The 16215-nt window shown below is 70.1% G+C and carries 13 protein-coding genes; 9 read left to right on the plus strand and 4 right to left on the minus strand.

All coding sequences use genetic code 11. The annotated features are described in order from the left end of the window. Nucleotides 1-28 precede the first annotated feature (28 nt). The gene (locus tag IO20_RS0131320) at nucleotides 29-3991 is read right to left on the minus strand and encodes a type VII secretion protein EccC (protein WP_030550879.1); all 3963 of its coding nucleotides are present in this window, start codon (nucleotides 3989-3991) and stop codon (nucleotides 29-31) included. A gap of 183 nt (nucleotides 3992-4174) precedes the next feature. Here IO20_RS0131320 and eccD point away from each other — a divergent pair, with 183 nt between their 5' ends. The 6 genes from eccD (at nucleotide 4175) to IO20_RS0131350 (ending at nucleotide 11253) form a co-directional block, all read left to right on the plus strand. Next, entirely contained in the window at nucleotides 4175-5656 is a 1482-nt protein-coding gene (gene eccD, locus IO20_RS0131325) for a type VII secretion integral membrane protein EccD (RefSeq protein ID WP_030550877.1), read from the plus strand. 201 nt (nucleotides 5657-5857) lie between these two features. Continuing rightward, a complete protein-coding gene (gene rpsO / locus IO20_RS0131330) occupies nucleotides 5858-6148 on the plus strand; it encodes a 30S ribosomal protein S15 (protein ID WP_030206644.1) in 291 nt (96 codons plus the stop codon). Between the two features lie 271 nt (nucleotides 6149-6419). Continuing rightward, a complete protein-coding gene (locus IO20_RS0131335; RefSeq protein WP_030550875.1) occupies nucleotides 6420-8639 on the plus strand; it encodes a polyribonucleotide nucleotidyltransferase in 2220 nt (739 codons plus the stop codon). Next, entirely contained in the window at nucleotides 8636-10015 is a 1380-nt protein-coding gene (locus tag IO20_RS0131340; RefSeq protein ID WP_030550873.1) for a M16 family metallopeptidase, read from the plus strand. Before IO20_RS0131335 ends, IO20_RS0131340 begins: the two co-directional genes overlap by 4 nt. 27 nt (nucleotides 10016-10042) lie before the next feature. Then, nucleotides 10043-10795 (plus strand): 4-hydroxy-tetrahydrodipicolinate reductase, encoded by a 753-nt coding sequence (dapB, locus tag IO20_RS0131345; RefSeq protein WP_030550871.1) that lies wholly within the window; start codon nucleotides 10043-10045, stop codon nucleotides 10793-10795. Between the two features lie 5 nt (nucleotides 10796-10800). Beyond that, on the plus strand, nucleotides 10801-11253 hold the full coding sequence (locus IO20_RS0131350; protein ID WP_030550868.1) for a tetratricopeptide repeat protein: 453 nt from the start codon (nucleotides 10801-10803) through the stop codon (nucleotides 11251-11253). Here IO20_RS0131350 and IO20_RS0131355 read toward each other — a convergent pair. Further along, nucleotides 11243-11803: a PH domain-containing protein gene (locus IO20_RS0131355; RefSeq protein ID WP_030550866.1), complete on the minus strand. Its 561-nt coding sequence runs from the start codon at nucleotides 11801-11803 to the stop codon at nucleotides 11243-11245. The two genes, IO20_RS0131350 and IO20_RS0131355, sit on opposite strands and share 11 nt — an antisense overlap. Before the next feature lie 54 nt (nucleotides 11804-11857). Continuing rightward, the gene (locus IO20_RS0131360; RefSeq protein WP_030550864.1) at nucleotides 11858-12097 is read right to left on the minus strand and encodes a hypothetical protein; all 240 of its coding nucleotides are present in this window, start codon (nucleotides 12095-12097) and stop codon (nucleotides 11858-11860) included. A gap of 154 nt (nucleotides 12098-12251) precedes the next feature. On the opposite strand from IO20_RS0131360, the gene thyX reads away from it, so the two are divergent. The 3 genes from thyX to IO20_RS0131375 all read left to right on the plus strand — a co-directional run bounded on the left by thyX (nucleotide 12252) and on the right by IO20_RS0131375 (nucleotide 15855). After that, complete coding sequence (gene thyX, locus IO20_RS0131365; protein WP_030550862.1) at nucleotides 12252-12992, plus strand: FAD-dependent thymidylate synthase; 741 nt, start codon at nucleotides 12252-12254, stop codon at nucleotides 12990-12992. Between the two features lie 178 nt (nucleotides 12993-13170). Then, a complete protein-coding gene (dapA, locus tag IO20_RS0131370; RefSeq protein ID WP_030550860.1) occupies nucleotides 13171-14070 on the plus strand; it encodes a 4-hydroxy-tetrahydrodipicolinate synthase in 900 nt (299 codons plus the stop codon). Between the two features lie 99 nt (nucleotides 14071-14169). After that, nucleotides 14170-15855, plus strand: coding sequence for a ribonuclease J (locus IO20_RS0131375; RefSeq protein WP_030550858.1), 1686 nt, complete (start codon nucleotides 14170-14172; stop codon nucleotides 15853-15855). A gap of 131 nt (nucleotides 15856-15986) precedes the next feature. Here the strand turns inward: IO20_RS0131375 and IO20_RS41065 are convergent. Next, nucleotides 15987-16215 (minus strand): hypothetical protein (locus IO20_RS41065; protein WP_211270449.1); only part of this gene is annotated, 229 nt, incomplete at its 5' end.

The raw sequence follows: 16215 nt of genomic DNA on the forward strand, positions 1-16215 counted from the left end.
AGTGCCGCCCCGGCGGCCGCCGCGACGGTCAGTGCTGCTCGGGAAGCCAGCCCAGCTGCACGAGCGGCGTGCCCCGCTTCCGCGACACGAACGTGCCCCGGCCCGGCGGCATCGGACGGGCCCGGACGCTGCCCAGGATGTCGCCCTCCTGCGGATCGCCGGAGAGGACCATGCCCTGCGCGCCCAGCTCCCGCATGCGCTGCATGAACGGCTCGTACATCGCCCGCGAGGCACCGGCCTGGCTGCGCGCCACGATGAACCGGACGCCGACGTCCCGCGCGAACGGCAGGTTCTCCACGAGGACGGCGAGCGGGTTCCCCGAGTTTGTCGCCACCAGCTCGAAGTCGTCGACCAGGACGAACAGTTGAGGACCCGTCCACCAGCTGCGGTCCCGCAGCTGCTGCGGTGTGATGTCGGGCTTCGGAGCCCGCCTCGTCATCACCGTGTTGATCGCTTCCATGTGCATCTGCATGGCCGAGGCCATCGGCGCGTACTCCAGGAGGTGCGAGGGCGCCACCGCCTCCAGCATGGTGCGCCGGTAGTCGCCCACCACGATCCGCGCCTGCTCCGGCGTGTACCGCTCGCACAGCTGCTTCGCGATGAGCCTCAGCAGCGCCGTCTTGCCCGACTCGCTCTCACCGAAGACCAGGAAGAACGGATCCGACTCGAAGTCGACGAACACCGGCTCCAGGTTCGTCTCGTCGATACCGATCGCGATGCCGTGCTGCGGGTACTCGAAGCCCTTCGGCAGCCGCTCCGCCGGCAGCTTGCGCGGCAGCAGCCGCACCGCGGGGGCCGGCGCCCCGGTCCAGCTCGCCCGTACCGCCTGGACGAACGCCGCCGTGCCCTCCGCGAGGTCGGCGGCCGAGCTCGACCCGTCGATCCGCGGCAGCGCCCCCATGAAGTGCAGCTTCTCCGGCACCTGGCCGCGCCCCGGCACCCCGGGCGGCACGTTCGCCGCGACCTTCCGGTCGAACTCGGAGTCCATGACGTCACCGAGCCGCAGTTCGAGACGGCCCAGCATCTGGTCCTTGAGCGCCGCCCGCACCTCCATGTAGCGCGAGGCGGTGATCACCACGTGGATGCCGTAGCCCAGACCGCGCGCCGCGAGGTCGGCGACGATCGGCTCCAGCATGTCGTAGTCGTTGCGGAAGCCGCCCCAGCCGTCGACGACCAGGAAGACGTCCCCCCAGGCCTCGCCCGGCAGCTCGCCCGCGGCCCGCTTGCGCCGGTAGGTCGTCATCGAGTCGATGGAGTGCGTACGGAAGAACTCCTCCCGCCGGTTCAGCACGCCCAGCACCTCGGCGACCGTCCGCCGCACCCGCTCGGGGTCGAGACGCGATGCCACCCCGCCGACGTGCGGCAGGTCGGCGAGCGACACCATGCCGCCGCCACCGAAGTCCAGGCAGTAGAACTGCACCTCGGCAGGAGTGTGGGTGAGCGCGAACGACGAGATCAGCGACCGCATGATCGTCGACTTCCCGGACTGCGGACCACCCACCACCATCATGTGACCGGCGGCGCCGGAGAAGTCCCGGTACAGCACCTCGCGCCGCTGCTCGAACGGCTTGTCGATGAGACCGAGCGGCACCGTGAGCCCGCCCTGACGCGTGTACTCCGTCGCCGTCAGCCCCCGGTCCGCCGTCTGCGCGAGCCCCGGCAGGAGCTGGTCGAGCGAGGGCGCCTGGTCCAGCGGCGGCAGCCACACCTGGTGCGCCGGCACCCCCTGGCCCTCCAGCCGCCGCACGATCACGTCGAGGACGGTGTCCGCGAGCGCGTCGTCCTCCTCGGCCCGCAGCGCCGTCAGGTACGCCGGGTCCGGCGCCGCGTACACCACGGGCACCGGCGCCGCCGTGAACAGCGCGGGACGCCGCTCCACCGGCATCTGACCGATCTCCAGACGGGGCCCGCCCGTCCGGTACGTCCCCGAGACGTACGCCGCCTTGAAGCGGGTCATCTCGTCCGTACCGAACTTCAGGTACCCCGAACCCGGCACCGACGGCAGGTGGTACGCGTCCGGCACGCCGATCGCCGTCCGCGACTCCGCCGCCGAGAAGGTCCGCAGACCGATCCGGTACGAGAGGTACGTGTCCAGACCGCGCAGCTTGCCCTCCTCCAGGCGCTGCGAGGCGAGCAGCAGGTGCACACCCAGCGAGCGGCCGATGCGGCCGATCTGGATGAACATGTCGATGAAGTCCGGCTTGGCGGTGAGGAGCTCGGAGAACTCGTCGATCACCAGGACCAGCGAGGCCAGCGGCTCCAGCGGAGCACCCGCCGCCCGCGCCTTCTCGTAGTCGTGGATGTTCGCGTAGTTGCCCGCCGACCGCAGCAGCTCCTGGCGCCGCTGGAGCTCGCCGCGGATCGCGTCGCCCATGCGGTCGACCAGGGTCAGGTCGTCCGACAGGTTGGTGATGACCGCCGCCACGTGCGGCATCTGCGACATGCCCGCGAAGGTCGCGCCGCCCTTGAAGTCCGCGAGGACGAAGTTCAGCGTCTCCGAGGAGTGCGTCACCGCGAGACCCAGGACCAGCGTCCGCAGCAGCTCCGACTTGCCGGAACCCGTCGCGCCCACGCACAGACCGTGCGGGCCCATGCCCTCCTGGGCGGCCTCCTTCAGGTCCAGCATGACCGGCTGGCCGTCCTCGCCGACACCGATCGGCACCCGGAGCCGCTCGGCCACCGACCGGGGCCGCCAGGTCCGCGCCACGTCCACCGAGGCCGCGTCGCCCAGGCTCAGCAGATCCGTGAAGTCCAGATTGGCGAGCAGCGGCTCGTCGTCGTCCCCGCCGCCCATCCGCAGCGGCGCCAGCTGCCGGGCCAGCGCCTCGGCCGCCGGCAGCGAGATGCCGTCCGGCAATCCCTCGTAGGCGAAGCCGCCGCCCGACTCCAGGCGCAGCCTGCCCGGCCGTACGACCACGGAGAGACCACCGCGCGGCTCGTCGAGGTCGCCGGACACCACCTCCACGATCGTCACGCCCTGAAGGCCCTCGGGCGCGGCGAGCAGCGAGTCGGGCGGCACCATCCCGCCGTCGAGCACCACGACCACGTGCGGCTGGTCGAGCACCGGCTGGTTCTCCCGGGAGAACCGCGGCCGCCCGTCCAGCTTCGACCGGATCAGGTTCTCGAGCTCGCCCAGGTCATCGCCGAACAGCCGCTTCGTACCGGCCCCGTCGTAGCTGTCCGACTGGCCCGACACCTGCGTGTGCGGCAGCCACTTCGTCCAGTCCCAGCGCTCCTGCGCGGGCCGCGCCGCCACCACGGCGAGCATCAGGTCCTCGGGGGAGTGCAGGGTCACCAGCTGCGCCACCAGGGCGCGCGCCGCGGCCTGCGCCGACTCCGTCTCACCCGACACCGTCACGTGGTAGAAGGCGCGCATCGAGACCGCCATCGGCAGCCCGTCCAAGGTGCCGTGCACCGCGAGGAACTGCTGCATCGCCCCCGCGCACAGCGGCTCCAGCTCGTCCACCGGAGCCGTGTCCGGCGCCACCAGCGGAGTCGCCAACTGCTGTGCCCCGAGGCCGATCCGGGCCTGCCCGAAGTCATGGTCGCCGACCCGGCGCTCCCACACCCGCGAACCCTCGGCCACCACCGACCACAACTGCTCGGGCGAGGGGTGCAGATACAGCTGCGCGTCCCGCTGCCTGCGCGCCGTGCGCCGGACCGTACGCCGGGTCTGCGCGAGGTATTTGAGGTAGTCGCGGCGGACATCTGACATTTGCCCCTGCGTACCGCGACGGAATCTCACGAACTGGGCGACGGCCATCGCGATCGTCGACACCAGCATCAGGGTGCCCATGATCCGCATGATCGCGGACGGCGTCATGAAGAAGAAGACCACCGACGAACCCATGCCGAGCATCGGCAGGAGCTGCATCAACGCCGACTCCTGCTGTCCCCGCGGCAGTTCCGGCGGAGACTCCAGGACCAGTTCCCCACCGGGCACTTCCGGCGGAAGAGACCTCGGCGGGCGTTTGACGACGATCTGGCTCACCGGCGCATCAATCCCTCGTTGGAGGCGGGTTCGTGGCGGGAGCATCCGCTCGGCACCCCTGTCGGCAGCCGGGCGCACGGACTTCCCCCATGGGACGGCGATCCTACTTGCAGCCCCCACCGGCCGTCCCCGGTAGGGTGGCGCGCGCATCGTGCGCAACCGCGAATCAGGGGGTCCACACACGTGAGTACGACCGCAGCGACCGGCTTCTGCCGCGTCACCGTCGTGGCGCCGGACAGCCGCATCGACGTCGCGCTCCCCGAGGACATCGCCGTCGCCGACGTCTACCCGGAGATCCTGCGGCTCACCGGGCAGACCCAGGCCGCCGGCACCCCCACCGGCTACCACCTGGTCCGCCGGGACGGGTCGGTCCTCGACGGCGCCCGCACACTCGCCGCCCAGCAGGTACTCGACGGCGAGGTGCTCTCCCTGCGCCCCTTCGCGCAGTCCCTGCCGCCGGCCGTCTACGACGACGTGTCCGACGCCGTCGCCTCCGCCGTCACCCGCGACCGGCACCTGTGGAGCGACGAGCTGCTGCGCGGCGCCGGACTCCTCGGCGGCGTGCTGCTCCTCGTCCTCATGGGCTTCGTCCTCTGGTTCGCCGATCCCGTCCGCCACGACATGCACGGCCTGCCCGGGATCATCGCGGGCGCCGCCGGCCTCCTCCTCACCGCGTTCGCCGGCGTCCGCGCCCGCGTGTACGGCGACCGGGCGACCGCCGTCGCCCTCGGCCTCGGTGCCCTGCCGCTGCTGCTCATCGCCGGCTCCGGCATCATCGGCCCCGACGCGGGGGCGGGCCCCGGCCGCCTGCAGTTCCTGCTGGGCTGCGTCACCGTCCTCGTCGCCTCGGTGGCCCTCGTCGCGCTCACCCCCAGCGGTGACGCGCCCTTCGTCGCCGCCACCTTCCTCGCGGCCGTCGGCACCCTCGCGACCTTCCTCATGATCCTCACCGAGGCCACCGCGACCGAGACCGCCGCCGTCTGCGCCCCCGTCGCGATCGGCCTCGTCGCCTTCCTGCCCGGCCTCTCCGCCCGCTTCGCCCGGCTCCCCATCGGCTACGCCGCCCCGCGCAGCGCCGCCGACGACGAGTTCCTGGGCGAGCAGCAGCAGTACCCGGCGGGCGAGGAGGCGCAGCCCGTCGACGGCGAGCGCATCGCACTCCAGGCCCGCCGCGGCCACGAGATGCTCCTCGGCCTGGTCGGCGGCTGCGCGGCCGTCGTCGTCGGCTCCGCAGCCGTCCTCGGCTTCGCCGGAAACGTCTGGGGCCAGCTCCTCGCCCTCGCCGCCGGCCTGGCGATGCTGCTGCGCGCCCGCCTGTTCCGCTACACCTCGCAGGTCGCGTGCGTGCTCGTCGCCGGCATCTCCGCCATCGCGCTGCTCGTCCTCGGCCTGTCCCTCAACCCGCCGGCCGACCTGGTCAAGGACCTCCTCATGTACGGGGACCGGGGCGGCCTGGACATCCGTACGATCTGGCTCACCGCGTCCGTCGCCGCGGGCGCCGCGCTGATCACCGCGATCGGCCTGATCATCCCGAGGAAGGGCCTCTCCCCGTTCTGGGGCCGGCTCCTCGACCTGGCCGAGGGCTTCGTCCTGCTCTCCCTCGTCCCGCTCTGCCTCGCCGTCCTCGACGTGTTCTCGGCGGTCCGCTCCCTCACCAGCAAGTAGGCCCCTCGCACGAAAGGGCAGCAGGCGCGCTCCGGCGAGCTGGTACGCTGTGTGACGGCCGTTTGTGTACGCGCTCCCGGAAGCCCTCCCAGGCCCTGGAAGCTGCGCCCATCGGACCTTCGCCCGTCAGTCACGGAAGCTTCCCCTGAGATCAAGACCAGGGGCACTCACGGGCGCACGAACACCTAAGAGGAGATCAGCGTGGCTCTCGACGCCGCTGTCAAGAAGCAGATCATGACCGAGTTCGGCACCAAGGAGGGCGACACCGGCTCTCCCGAGGTCCAGGTCGCCATGCTCTCCCGTCGCATCTCGGACCTGACCGAGCACCTCAAGCAGCACAAGCACGACCACCACTCCCGCCGTGGTCTGCTGATCCTGGTCGGCCAGCGCCGCCGCCTGCTGCAGTACCTGGCCAAGAAGGACATCCAGCGCTTCCGTACGCTGGTCGACCGCCTCGGCATCCGCCGCGGTGCGGCCGGCGGCGCCAAGTAACACGCCGTTGAGGGAGCGGTTCCCACTTTCAGGGGGCCGCTCCCTTTGCCGTACGTGCGGAAAGTAGACACCGGCACTTAGGCTGGTGGCACAACCCCATACGACGAGCGAGGAGCCGCCGGCTCGCCGCCGGTCCTCGGTAGTGGCCCCCGGACACGAATCCCCGGGTGCTTCGATCGAAGACCGGCCAGCCCCGAAGCGAGCTTCTCCGCCACCGTCCCCCGCCACACGGGCCCGGGACGCAAAGACGAACACGTAGGAGAAACCCATAGTGGAGAACGAGACCCACTACGCCGAGGCCGTCATCGACAACGGCGCCTTCGGTACCCGCACCATCCGCTTCGAGACCGGCCGCCTCGCCAAGCAGGCCGCCGGCTCCGCCGTCGCCTACCTGGACGACGACACGATGGTCCTCTCGGCGACCACCGCCTCGAAGCGTCCCAAGGACCAGCTCGACTTCTTCCCCCTCACGGTGGACGTCGAGGAGCGGATGTACGCGGCCGGCAAGATCCCCGGCTCCTTCTTCCGCCGGGAGGGCCGCCCCTCCGAGGACGCGATCCTCACCTGCCGTCTGATCGACCGGCCGCTGCGCCCCTCCTTCAAGAAGGGCCTGCGCAACGAGATCCAGATCGTCGAGACGATCATGGCGCTCAACCCCGACCACCTGTACGACGTGGTCGCGATCAACGCCGCCTCCTGCTCCACGCAGCTGGCCGGCCTGCCCTTCTCCGGCCCGATCGGCGGCACCCGTGTCGCCCTGATCAAGGGCCAGTGGGTCGCGTTCCCGACGCACACCGAGCTCGAGGACGCCGTCTTCGACATGGTCGTCGCCGGTCGCGTCCTCGAGGACGGCGACGTCGCGATCATGATGGTCGAGGCCGAGGCCACCGAGCGCACGATCGAGCTCGTCAAGGGCGGCGCCGAGGCGCCGACCGAGGAGCTCGTCGCCGCCGGTCTCGAGGCCGCGAAGCCCTTCATCAAGGTCCTCTGCAAGGCCCAGTCGGACCTCGCCGCCAAGGCCGCCAAGCCCACCGGCGAGTTCCCGGTCTTCCTCGACTACCAGGACGACGTCCTGGAGGCGCTCACCGCCGCCGTCAAGGGTGACCTCGCCAAGGCGCTCACCATCGCCGGCAAGCAGGAGCGCGAGACCGAGCTCGACCGCATCAAGGAGCTCGCCGCCGAGAAGCTCCTCCCGGCCTTCGAAGGCCGCGAGAAGGAGATCTCGGGCGCCTACCGCGCGCTGACGAAGAAGCTGGTCCGCGAGCGGATCATCAAGGACAAGGTCCGCATCGACGGCCGCGGGCTCACGGACATCCGTACCCTCGCCGCCGAGGTCGAGGCCATCCCGCGCGTGCACGGCTCGGCGCTGTTCGAGCGTGGCGAGACCCAGATCCTGGGCGTCACCACCCTCAACATGCTCCGCATGGAGCAGCAGCTGGACACCCTCTCCCCGGTGACCCGCAAGCGCTACATGCACAACTACAACTTCCCGCCGTACTCCGTCGGCGAGACCGGCCGCGTGGGCTCGCCCAAGCGCCGCGAGATCGGCCACGGCGCCCTCGCCGAGCGCGCCCTCGTGCCGGTCCTCCCGACCCGCGAGGAGTTCCCCTACGCGATCCGTCAGGTGTCCGAGGCCCTCGGCTCCAACGGCTCGACGTCGATGGGCTCGGTCTGCGCCTCCACCATGTCGCTGCTGAACGCCGGTGTGCCGCTCAAGGCCCCCGTCGCCGGTATCGCCATGGGTCTGATCTCCGAGGAGATCGACGGCAAGACGCACTACGTCGCCCTCACCGACATCCTCGGTGCGGAGGACGCCTTCGGCGACATGGACTTCAAGGTCGCCGGCACCAAGGAGTTCGTCACCGCCCTCCAGCTGGACACCAAGCTGGACGGCATCCCGGCCTCCGTCCTGGCCGCGGCCCTCAAGCAGGCCCGCGACGCCCGCCTCCACATCCTCGACGTGATGATGGAAGCGATCGACACGCCGGACGAGATGTCCCCCAACGCCCCGCGGATCATCACCGTCAAGATCCCCGTGGACAAGATCGGCGAGGTCATCGGCCCCAAGGGCAAGATGATCAACCAGATCCAGGAGGACACCGGCGCCGACATCACGATCGAGGACGACGGCACCATCTACATCGGTGCCGCCCAGGGCTCGCAGGCCGAGGCCGCCCGCGCCGTGATCAACGGCATCGCCAACCCGACCATGCCGGAGGTCGGCGAGCGCTACCTGGGTACGGTCGTCAAGACCACCACCTTCGGTGCCTTCGTCTCCCTGATGCCCGGCAAGGACGGTCTGCTGCACATCTCGCAGATCCGCAAGCTCGCCGGTGGCAAGCGCGTGGAGAACGTCGAGGACGTGCTGGCGATCGGCGCCAAGGTCCAGGTCGAGATCGCCGAGATCGACCAGCGCGGCAAGCTCTCGCTCGTCCCCGTCATGGCGGATGAGGACGGCGCCGCCGACGACAAGGGCGACACCGACCAGTGACGTCCCGTAGTTCCGTGACGACGGCCCGCCCCTCTTCGGAGGGGCGGGCCGTCGCCCGTACCCAAACGCTTCTCCCGGGCAAGGACGGCATCGGCACGGTCCGGCGCACGACCCTCCCCGGCGGCCTCCGGATCGTCACCGAGACCCTCCCCTCCGTGCGCTCCGCCACCTTCGGCATCTGGGCGCACGTCGGCTCCCGCGACGAGACCCCGGCACTGAACGGCGCCACCCACTACCTGGAGCACCTCCTCTTCAAGGGCACCCACAAGCGGTCCGCCCTCGACATCTCCGCCGCGATCGACGCGGTCGGCGGCGAGATGAACGCCTTCACGGCGAAGGAGTACACCTGCTACTACGCCCGGGTCCTCGACACCGACCTGCCGCTCGCGATCGACGTCGTCTGCGACATGCTCACGGGCTCACTCATCCTCGAAGAGGACGTGGACGCCGAGCGCGGTGTCATCCTCGAAGAGATCGCGATGACCGAGGACGACCCCGGTGACGTCGTGCACGAGCTGTTCGCGCAGACGATGTTCGGCGACACCCCGCTGGGCCGCCCGGTCCTCGGCACCGTCGACACCGTCAACGGACTCAGCCGCGGCCAGATCGCCCGCTTCTACAAGAAGCACTACGACCCGACCCACCTGGTCGTCGCCGCCGCCGGCAACGTCGACCACGCCACGGTGGTACGCCAGGTCCGCCGCGCCTTCGAGAAGGCCGGCGCCCTCACCCGTACCGACGCCGTCCCCGTCGCCCCCCGCGACGGCGTGCGGAACCTGCGCACGGCGGGCCGCGTCGAGCTCCTGAACCGCAAGACGGAGCAGGCCCACGTGGTCCTCGGCATGCCGGGCCTGGCCCGCACCGACGAGCGCCGCTGGGCCCTCGGCGTACTGAACACCGCCCTCGGCGGCGGCATGTCCTCCCGCCTCTTCCAGGAGGTCCGCGAGAAGCGCGGCCTGGCCTACAGCGTGTACTCGTACACCTCGGGCTTCGCCGACTGCGGCCTCTTCGGGGTGTACGCGGGCTGCCGGCCGGGCCAGGTCCACGACGTCCTGAAGATCTGCCGCGACGAACTCGACAAGGTGGCCTCCGACGGCCTCACCGACGACGAGATCGCCCGCGCCGTCGGCCAGCTGTCCGGTTCGACGGTGCTCGGCCTGGAGGACACCGGCGCGCTGATGAACCGCATCGGCAAGAGCGAACTGTGCTGGGGCACCCAGATGTCGGTCGACGACATGCTGGACCGGATCGCGGCCGTCACCCCGGACGAGGTCCGGGAGGTCGCCCGCGATGTACTGACCCAGCGGCCCTCGCTCTCGGTGATCGGCCCGCTGAAGGACAAGCAGGCGGACCGCCTCCACCAAGCGGTCTCCTGATCCCAAGCCCCTAAGGAAGAGCAGAGCATGAGCAAGCTGCGCGTGGCGGTCCTCGGTGCCCAGGGCCGTATCGGCTCGGAGGCGGTCAAGGCCGTCGAGGCCGCCGAGGACATGGAACTGGTCGCGGCCCTCGGCCGCGGAGACAAGCTGGAGACCCTCACCGAGGCGGGCGCCCAGGTCGTCGTCGAGCTGACCACCCCCGCCTCCGTGATGGACAACCTCGACTTCTGCGTGCGCCACGGCATCCACGCGGTCGTCGGCACCACCGGCTGGACCGAGGAGCGCCTCGCGCAGCTGCGGACCTGGCTCGCCGCCTCCCCGGAGACCGGCGTCCTCATCGCTCCGAACTTCTCCATCGGCGCGGTCCTCACCATGAGGTTCGCGCAGCTCGCGGCCCCGTACTTCGAATCCGTCGAGGTCGTCGAGCTGCACCACCCGCACAAGGTGGACGCCCCCTCGGGCACCGCCACCCGGACGGCCCAGCTGATCGCCGCCGCCCGGGCCGGAGCCGGCCTCGGCGCCCAGCCGGACGCCACCGCCACCGCCCTGGAGGGCGCGCGTGGCGCCGACGTCGACGGCGTCCGGGTCCACTCCGTACGCCTGGCGGGTCTCCTGGCCCACCAGGAGGTCCTGCTCGGCGGCGAGGGCGAGACCCTCACCGTCCGCCACGACTCCCTGCACCACTCCAGCTTCATGCCGGGCGTCCTCCTGGGCGCCCGCCGCGTGACCAGCGCTCCGGGCCTCACCTTCGGCCTGGAGCACTTCCTGGACCTGGGCTGACGGCCATGGGCGGAAAGATCACGTACGTCTTCCTGGCCACCGTGCTGGTGCTCGTCTTCGGCGTGGTGGCCATGGAGGGCGTCCTGCTGCTCCTCACGGGCGAGCCCGCCGCCATGGGCATGGGCGCGGTCGCGTTCCTGCTGCCCGGGGTCGGCGGCTGGTTCCTCTGGAAGAACACCCGGTTCGCCCGCCAGGCGGGCCGCCTCGCCACCGAACTGGAGGCGGAGGGCGGCCTGCCCGTCGACGAACTGAAGCGCACGGAGGGCGGCCGGATCGACCGCGACTCCGCCGACGAGGTCTTCGCCCGGCGCAAGGCCGAGACGGAGGACTCACCGGACGACTGGCGCTGCTGGTTCCGGCTCGCGGTCGCCTATCACGACGCCCGCGACACCCCCCGGGCCCGCAAGGCGATGCAGAAGGCCATCGCCCTCCACGAGGGACGTCCGCTCAGCGTGTGACGGCCGGGGCGACGCCGTACTCGGCGTGCCAGGCCTCGACCGTGTCGGCCGCCCGGTCGAAGGCCTCGACACGGGAGAGGAAGTCGGCGTTGTGGTCGGTGAGCAGCAGCAGCTGCTCACCACCCTGCCGGTCGAGCACCAGCGCCTGTCCCTGGACGGTACGGGGCAGCCCCAGCCAGCGCACCGGCTGCTGCACGGTCCGTACGGACGTCACCTTGGCCCACGGCACGGTGACGGTCCTGAAGAAGGCCACCCGGCGCATTCCCGCGCGGCTCACCCAGGTACCCATGCGGAGCATCCGCAGGGCGGCCAGGATGACGAGCCCGGCGAAGCCGAGGGTGGCGGCCCCTCCGTCGAATCCTCCGGCCGCGGTGATGATCACCGCGGCGAGAAGCACGAACGAGGCGAGCAGCAGCGCGAGCGCCGCCGCCCCGACGCGCCAGGAGCCCGGCCGGTACGGACGGCGCCACTGGTCGTGGTCGTCGAACGGCAGGGCGACGTGGTCGGTCGTGTCAAAAGCACGGTCGGCCGTCAGAAAGGGCAGGGGCACGACAGGTCCTCACTCACAGGCACGCTCGAAGGGGCAGTGCCCGGTGAGGCTACCTCAGCGGTTGTCGGAGGCCTCGGACTGCTGTTGACGAGCGGCCGAGTCACCCGACTGGAGGGACGGCATCCCGAGGATCAGCGACCCCACGAGGCCGGCCACGACGGTCAGCCCGATCAGGGTACGGCCCATGATCTGCGCGGCGCCGGGGCGCTCCCGTGGCGGTGGAGTGACGTTACTGCGGAAATGGTCGGCCTCCGCGACGAACGCGAACGGTACGGCCTCTTTCCGGCGGAACATCAGAGCCACTCTCCTCGGTCGTATGGGTGCTTCACAGGTACAGACGACGGAACAGGTGCTTTGGTGCCGTATTTCACCAAAGCGGCCGAATCTCATCCTCCGGTAGGACGTCGTTAGAGTGGGCGACTGCAACAGCCGACTGGAAGGACCGCTGGTGAGCGACAGCCCCACCGAGAACGTGAAGATCGACTTCCGGAGCGATGTCACCGTTGACCTGGTCAAGAGCGCGGCGGGCGACTCCGACGTCCTCTGGGCGGCCCGGGTGTCCACGGCGGGCGAGCAGTCGCTCGAAGAGCTCCAGAAGGACCCGGAGCGCTCGAAGGGCCTCATCAACTACCTGATGCGGGACCGCCACGGCAGCCCCTTCGAGCACAACTCGATGACCTTCTTCATCAGCGCCCCGATCTTCGTCTTCCGCGAGTTCATGCGGCACCGCGTCGGCTGGTCGTACAACGAGGAATCGGGCCGCTACAGGGAGCTGGAGCCGGTCTTCTACGTTCCCGACGCCTCCCGCAAGCTCGTGCAGGAGGGCCGCCCCGGGAAGTACGTCTTCGTCGAGGGCACCCAGGAGCAGCACGACCTGACGAGCCGCACGATGGAGGACTCCTACCGGACGGCCTACGCCGCCTACCAGGAAATGCTGGCGGCCGGCGTCGCCCGCGAGGTCGCCCGCTCGGTCCTCCCCGTCGGCCTCTTCTCCTCGATGTACGCCACGTGCAACGCGCGCTCGCTGATGCACTTCCTGGGCCTGCGCACCCAGCACGAGCTGGCCGCGGTCCCGTCCTTCCCGCAGCGGGAGATCGAAATGGTCGGCGAGAAGATGGAGGAGCACTGGGCCCGGCTGATGCCACTGACCCACGCCGCCTTCAACAAGAACGGCCGCGTCGCCCCGTAGGGCACACATGTCCGAACCTCCGACGCGAAGTGTCCGTATTGCGGCGTTTCACGAAGTTCATCTAGGCTGATCAAACGGACCCGGCGCTGCCTGAACCCCCGAGCAGGCAGCGCCGGGCTCCTCTTCTCCTGTGCCCCTAAGGGACACCCGGCGCTGAGCAGCGAGTAGCGTGTTACCCATGGCTCCGACCTCCACTCCGCAGACCCCCTTCGGGCGGGTCCTCACCGCCATGGTCACGCCCTTCACGGCGGACGGCGCACTCGACCTCGACGGTGCCCAGCGACTGGCCACCCACCTGGTGGACGCAGGTAACGACGGCCTCGTCGTCAACGGCACCACCGGCGAGTCCCCCACCACCAGCGACACGGAGAAATCGGAGCTGGTACGGGCGGTACTGGAGGCGGTCGGCGACCGCGCCCACATCGTGGCCGGTATCGGCACCAACGACACCCACCACTCCATCGAGCTGGCCCGCACCGCCGAGCGTGACGGCGCCCACGGCCTGCTCGCCGTGACCCCGTACTACAACAAGCCCCCGCAGGAGGGCCTGTACCGGCACTTCTCGGCCATCGCCGACGCCACCGAGCTCCCGGTGATGCTCTACGACATCCCCGGCCGCAGCGGCGTCCCGATCGACACCGAGACGATCGTCCGGCTCGCGGAGCACCCGCGGATCGTCGCCAACAAGGACGCCAAGGGTGACCTCGGCCGCGCCAGCTGGGCCATCGCCCGCTCCGGCCTCGCCTGGTACTCCGGCGACGACATGCTCAACCTGCCCCTGCTCTCCGTCGGCGCCTGCGGCTTCGTCTCCGTCGTGGGCCACCTCGTCACCCCGGAACTCCGCGCCCTCCTCGAAGCCCACCAGGGCGGCGAGGTCCAGAAGGCCACCGAGATCCACCAGAAGCTGCTGCCGGTCTACACCGGCATGTTCCGCACCCAGGGCGTCATGACCACCAAGGCCGCCCTCGCTCTCCAGGGTCTCCCGGCCGGCCCGCTGCGCCTGCCGCTCGTGGAGCTCTCCCCGCAGGAGACCGAGCAGCTCAAGGTCGACCTGGCCGCCGGCGGGGTAGAACTCTGACAACGGACTTCACAACTGAACACTGACAACAGCAAGTGCACGAATGTCATGCGCGCCACGTGCCAAGGGGTACGTGGCGCGCGTGGTGAGGAGAGTCTTTTGAGTCATCCGCATCCTGAACTCGGTGCCCCGCCGAAGCTCCCGAAGGGCGCCCTGCGCGTCATCCCGCTCGGCGGGCTCGGAGAGATCGGCCGGAACATGACGGTCTTCGAGTTCGACGGCCGTCTGCTCATCGTCGACTGCGGCGTCCTCTTCCCCGAAGAGGAGCAGCCGGGTGTCGACCTGATCCTCCCGGACTTCAGCATCATCCGGGACCGCCTCGACGACATCGAAGGCATCGTGCTCACGCACGGCCACGAGGACCACATCGGTGCCGTCCCCTACCTGCTCCGGCTCAAGCCGGACATCCCGCTCATCGGCTCCAAGCTGACCCTCGCCCTGATCGAGGCCAAGCTCCAGGAGCACCGCATCCGCCCCTACACCCTCGAGGTGAAGGAAGGCGACCGGGAGGTCCTGGGTTCGTTCGACTGCGAGTTCATCGCGGTCAACCACTCCATCCCGGACGCCCTCGCGGTCGCCATCCGCACCCCCGCGGGCATGGCCGTCGCCACCGGCGACTTCAAGATGGACCAGCTCCCGCTGGACGGCCGCCTCACCGACCTGCACGCGTTCGCGCGTCTGAGCGAGGAAGGCATCGACCTTCTCCTCTCGGACTCCACGAACGCCGAGGTCCCGGGCTTCGTCCCGCCGGAGAAGGACATCTCCAACGTCCTGCGCACGGTCTTCGCGAACGCCCAGAAGCGGATCATCGTGGCGAGCTTCGCCAGCCACGTGCACCGCATCCAGCAGATCCTCGACGCCGCCCACGAGTACGGCCGCCGGGTCGCCTTCGTCGGCCGCTCGATGGTCCGCAACATGGGCATCGCCCGCGACCTGGGCTACCTGCGCGTGCCGGCCGGCCTCGTCGTGGACGTGAAGACCCTCGACGACCTGCCGGACGACGAGGTCGTGCTGGTCTGCACGGGCTCCCAGGGCGAGCCGATGGCGGCCCTGTCCCGCATGGCCAACCGGGACCACCAGATCCGCATCGTCCCCGGCGACACGGTCATCCTGGCCTCGTCCCTCATCCCGGGCAACGAGAACGCGGTCTACCGCGTGATCAACGGTCTGACCCGCTGGGGCGCGAACGTCGTCCACAAGGGGAACGCCAAGGTCCACGTCTCGGGCCACGCCTCGGCCGGCGAGCTGCTGTACTTCTACAACATCTGCCGCCCGAAGAACCTCATGCCGGTCCACGGCGAATGGCGCCACCTGCGCGCCAACGCCGAGCTCGGCGCCATGACGGGCATCCCGAAGGACCACATCGTCATCGCCGAGGACGGTGTCGTCGTCGACCTGGTCGACGGCCGCGCCCGGATCACCGGCAAGGTCCAGGCGGGTTACGTGTACGTCGACGGCCTCTCGGTCGGCGACGTCACGGAGGTCCACCTCAAGGACCGCCGCATCCTCGGCGAAGAGGGCATCATCTCGGTCTTCGTGGTGGTGGACTCCTCGACCGGCAAGATCGTCAGCGGGCCGAACATCCACGCCCGTGGCTCCGGCATCGAGGACGCGGCGTTCGACGCCGTCGTCCCGAAGGTCGACCAGGCCCTGAACCGGTCGGCGCAGGACGGCGTGCTCGAACCGCACCAGCTCCAGCAGCTGATCCGCCGCACCGTCGGCAAGTGGGTCTCGGACACCTACCGCCGGCGCCCGATGATCCTCCCGGTCGTCGTAGAGGTCTGACCAGCGCAACTCCGGAGCGGGGCCCCTCGATTTGCATCGGGGCGCCCCGCTCCAGTACGTTTACGGCTCCGCCAGAACGGGAAGCCCCGGCGCCGACGTGCGCCCGGACGGCCGACCGGGAGGCGGAAAGACTAAGTCAGAACTTCTGATAAAGTCTGAAAGCGCCGAAAGGGCCCGGAGCGAAAGCGAATGGGACCGGAAAGCACCGAGGAAATCGGATCGGAAAGATCTGATATAGTCGGAAACGCAGGAAAACGAAGTACCGAAGGGAAGCCCGGAGGAAAGCCCGAGAGGGTGAGTACAAAGGAAGCGTCCGTTCCTTGAGAACTCAACAGCGTGCCAAAAATCAACGCCAGATTA

Origin of the sequence: Streptomyces exfoliatus (assembly GCF_000725545.1) — a bacterium.
In the GTDB taxonomy this organism is placed as follows: Bacteria; Actinomycetota; Actinomycetes; order Streptomycetales; family Streptomycetaceae; genus Streptomyces; species Streptomyces exfoliatus.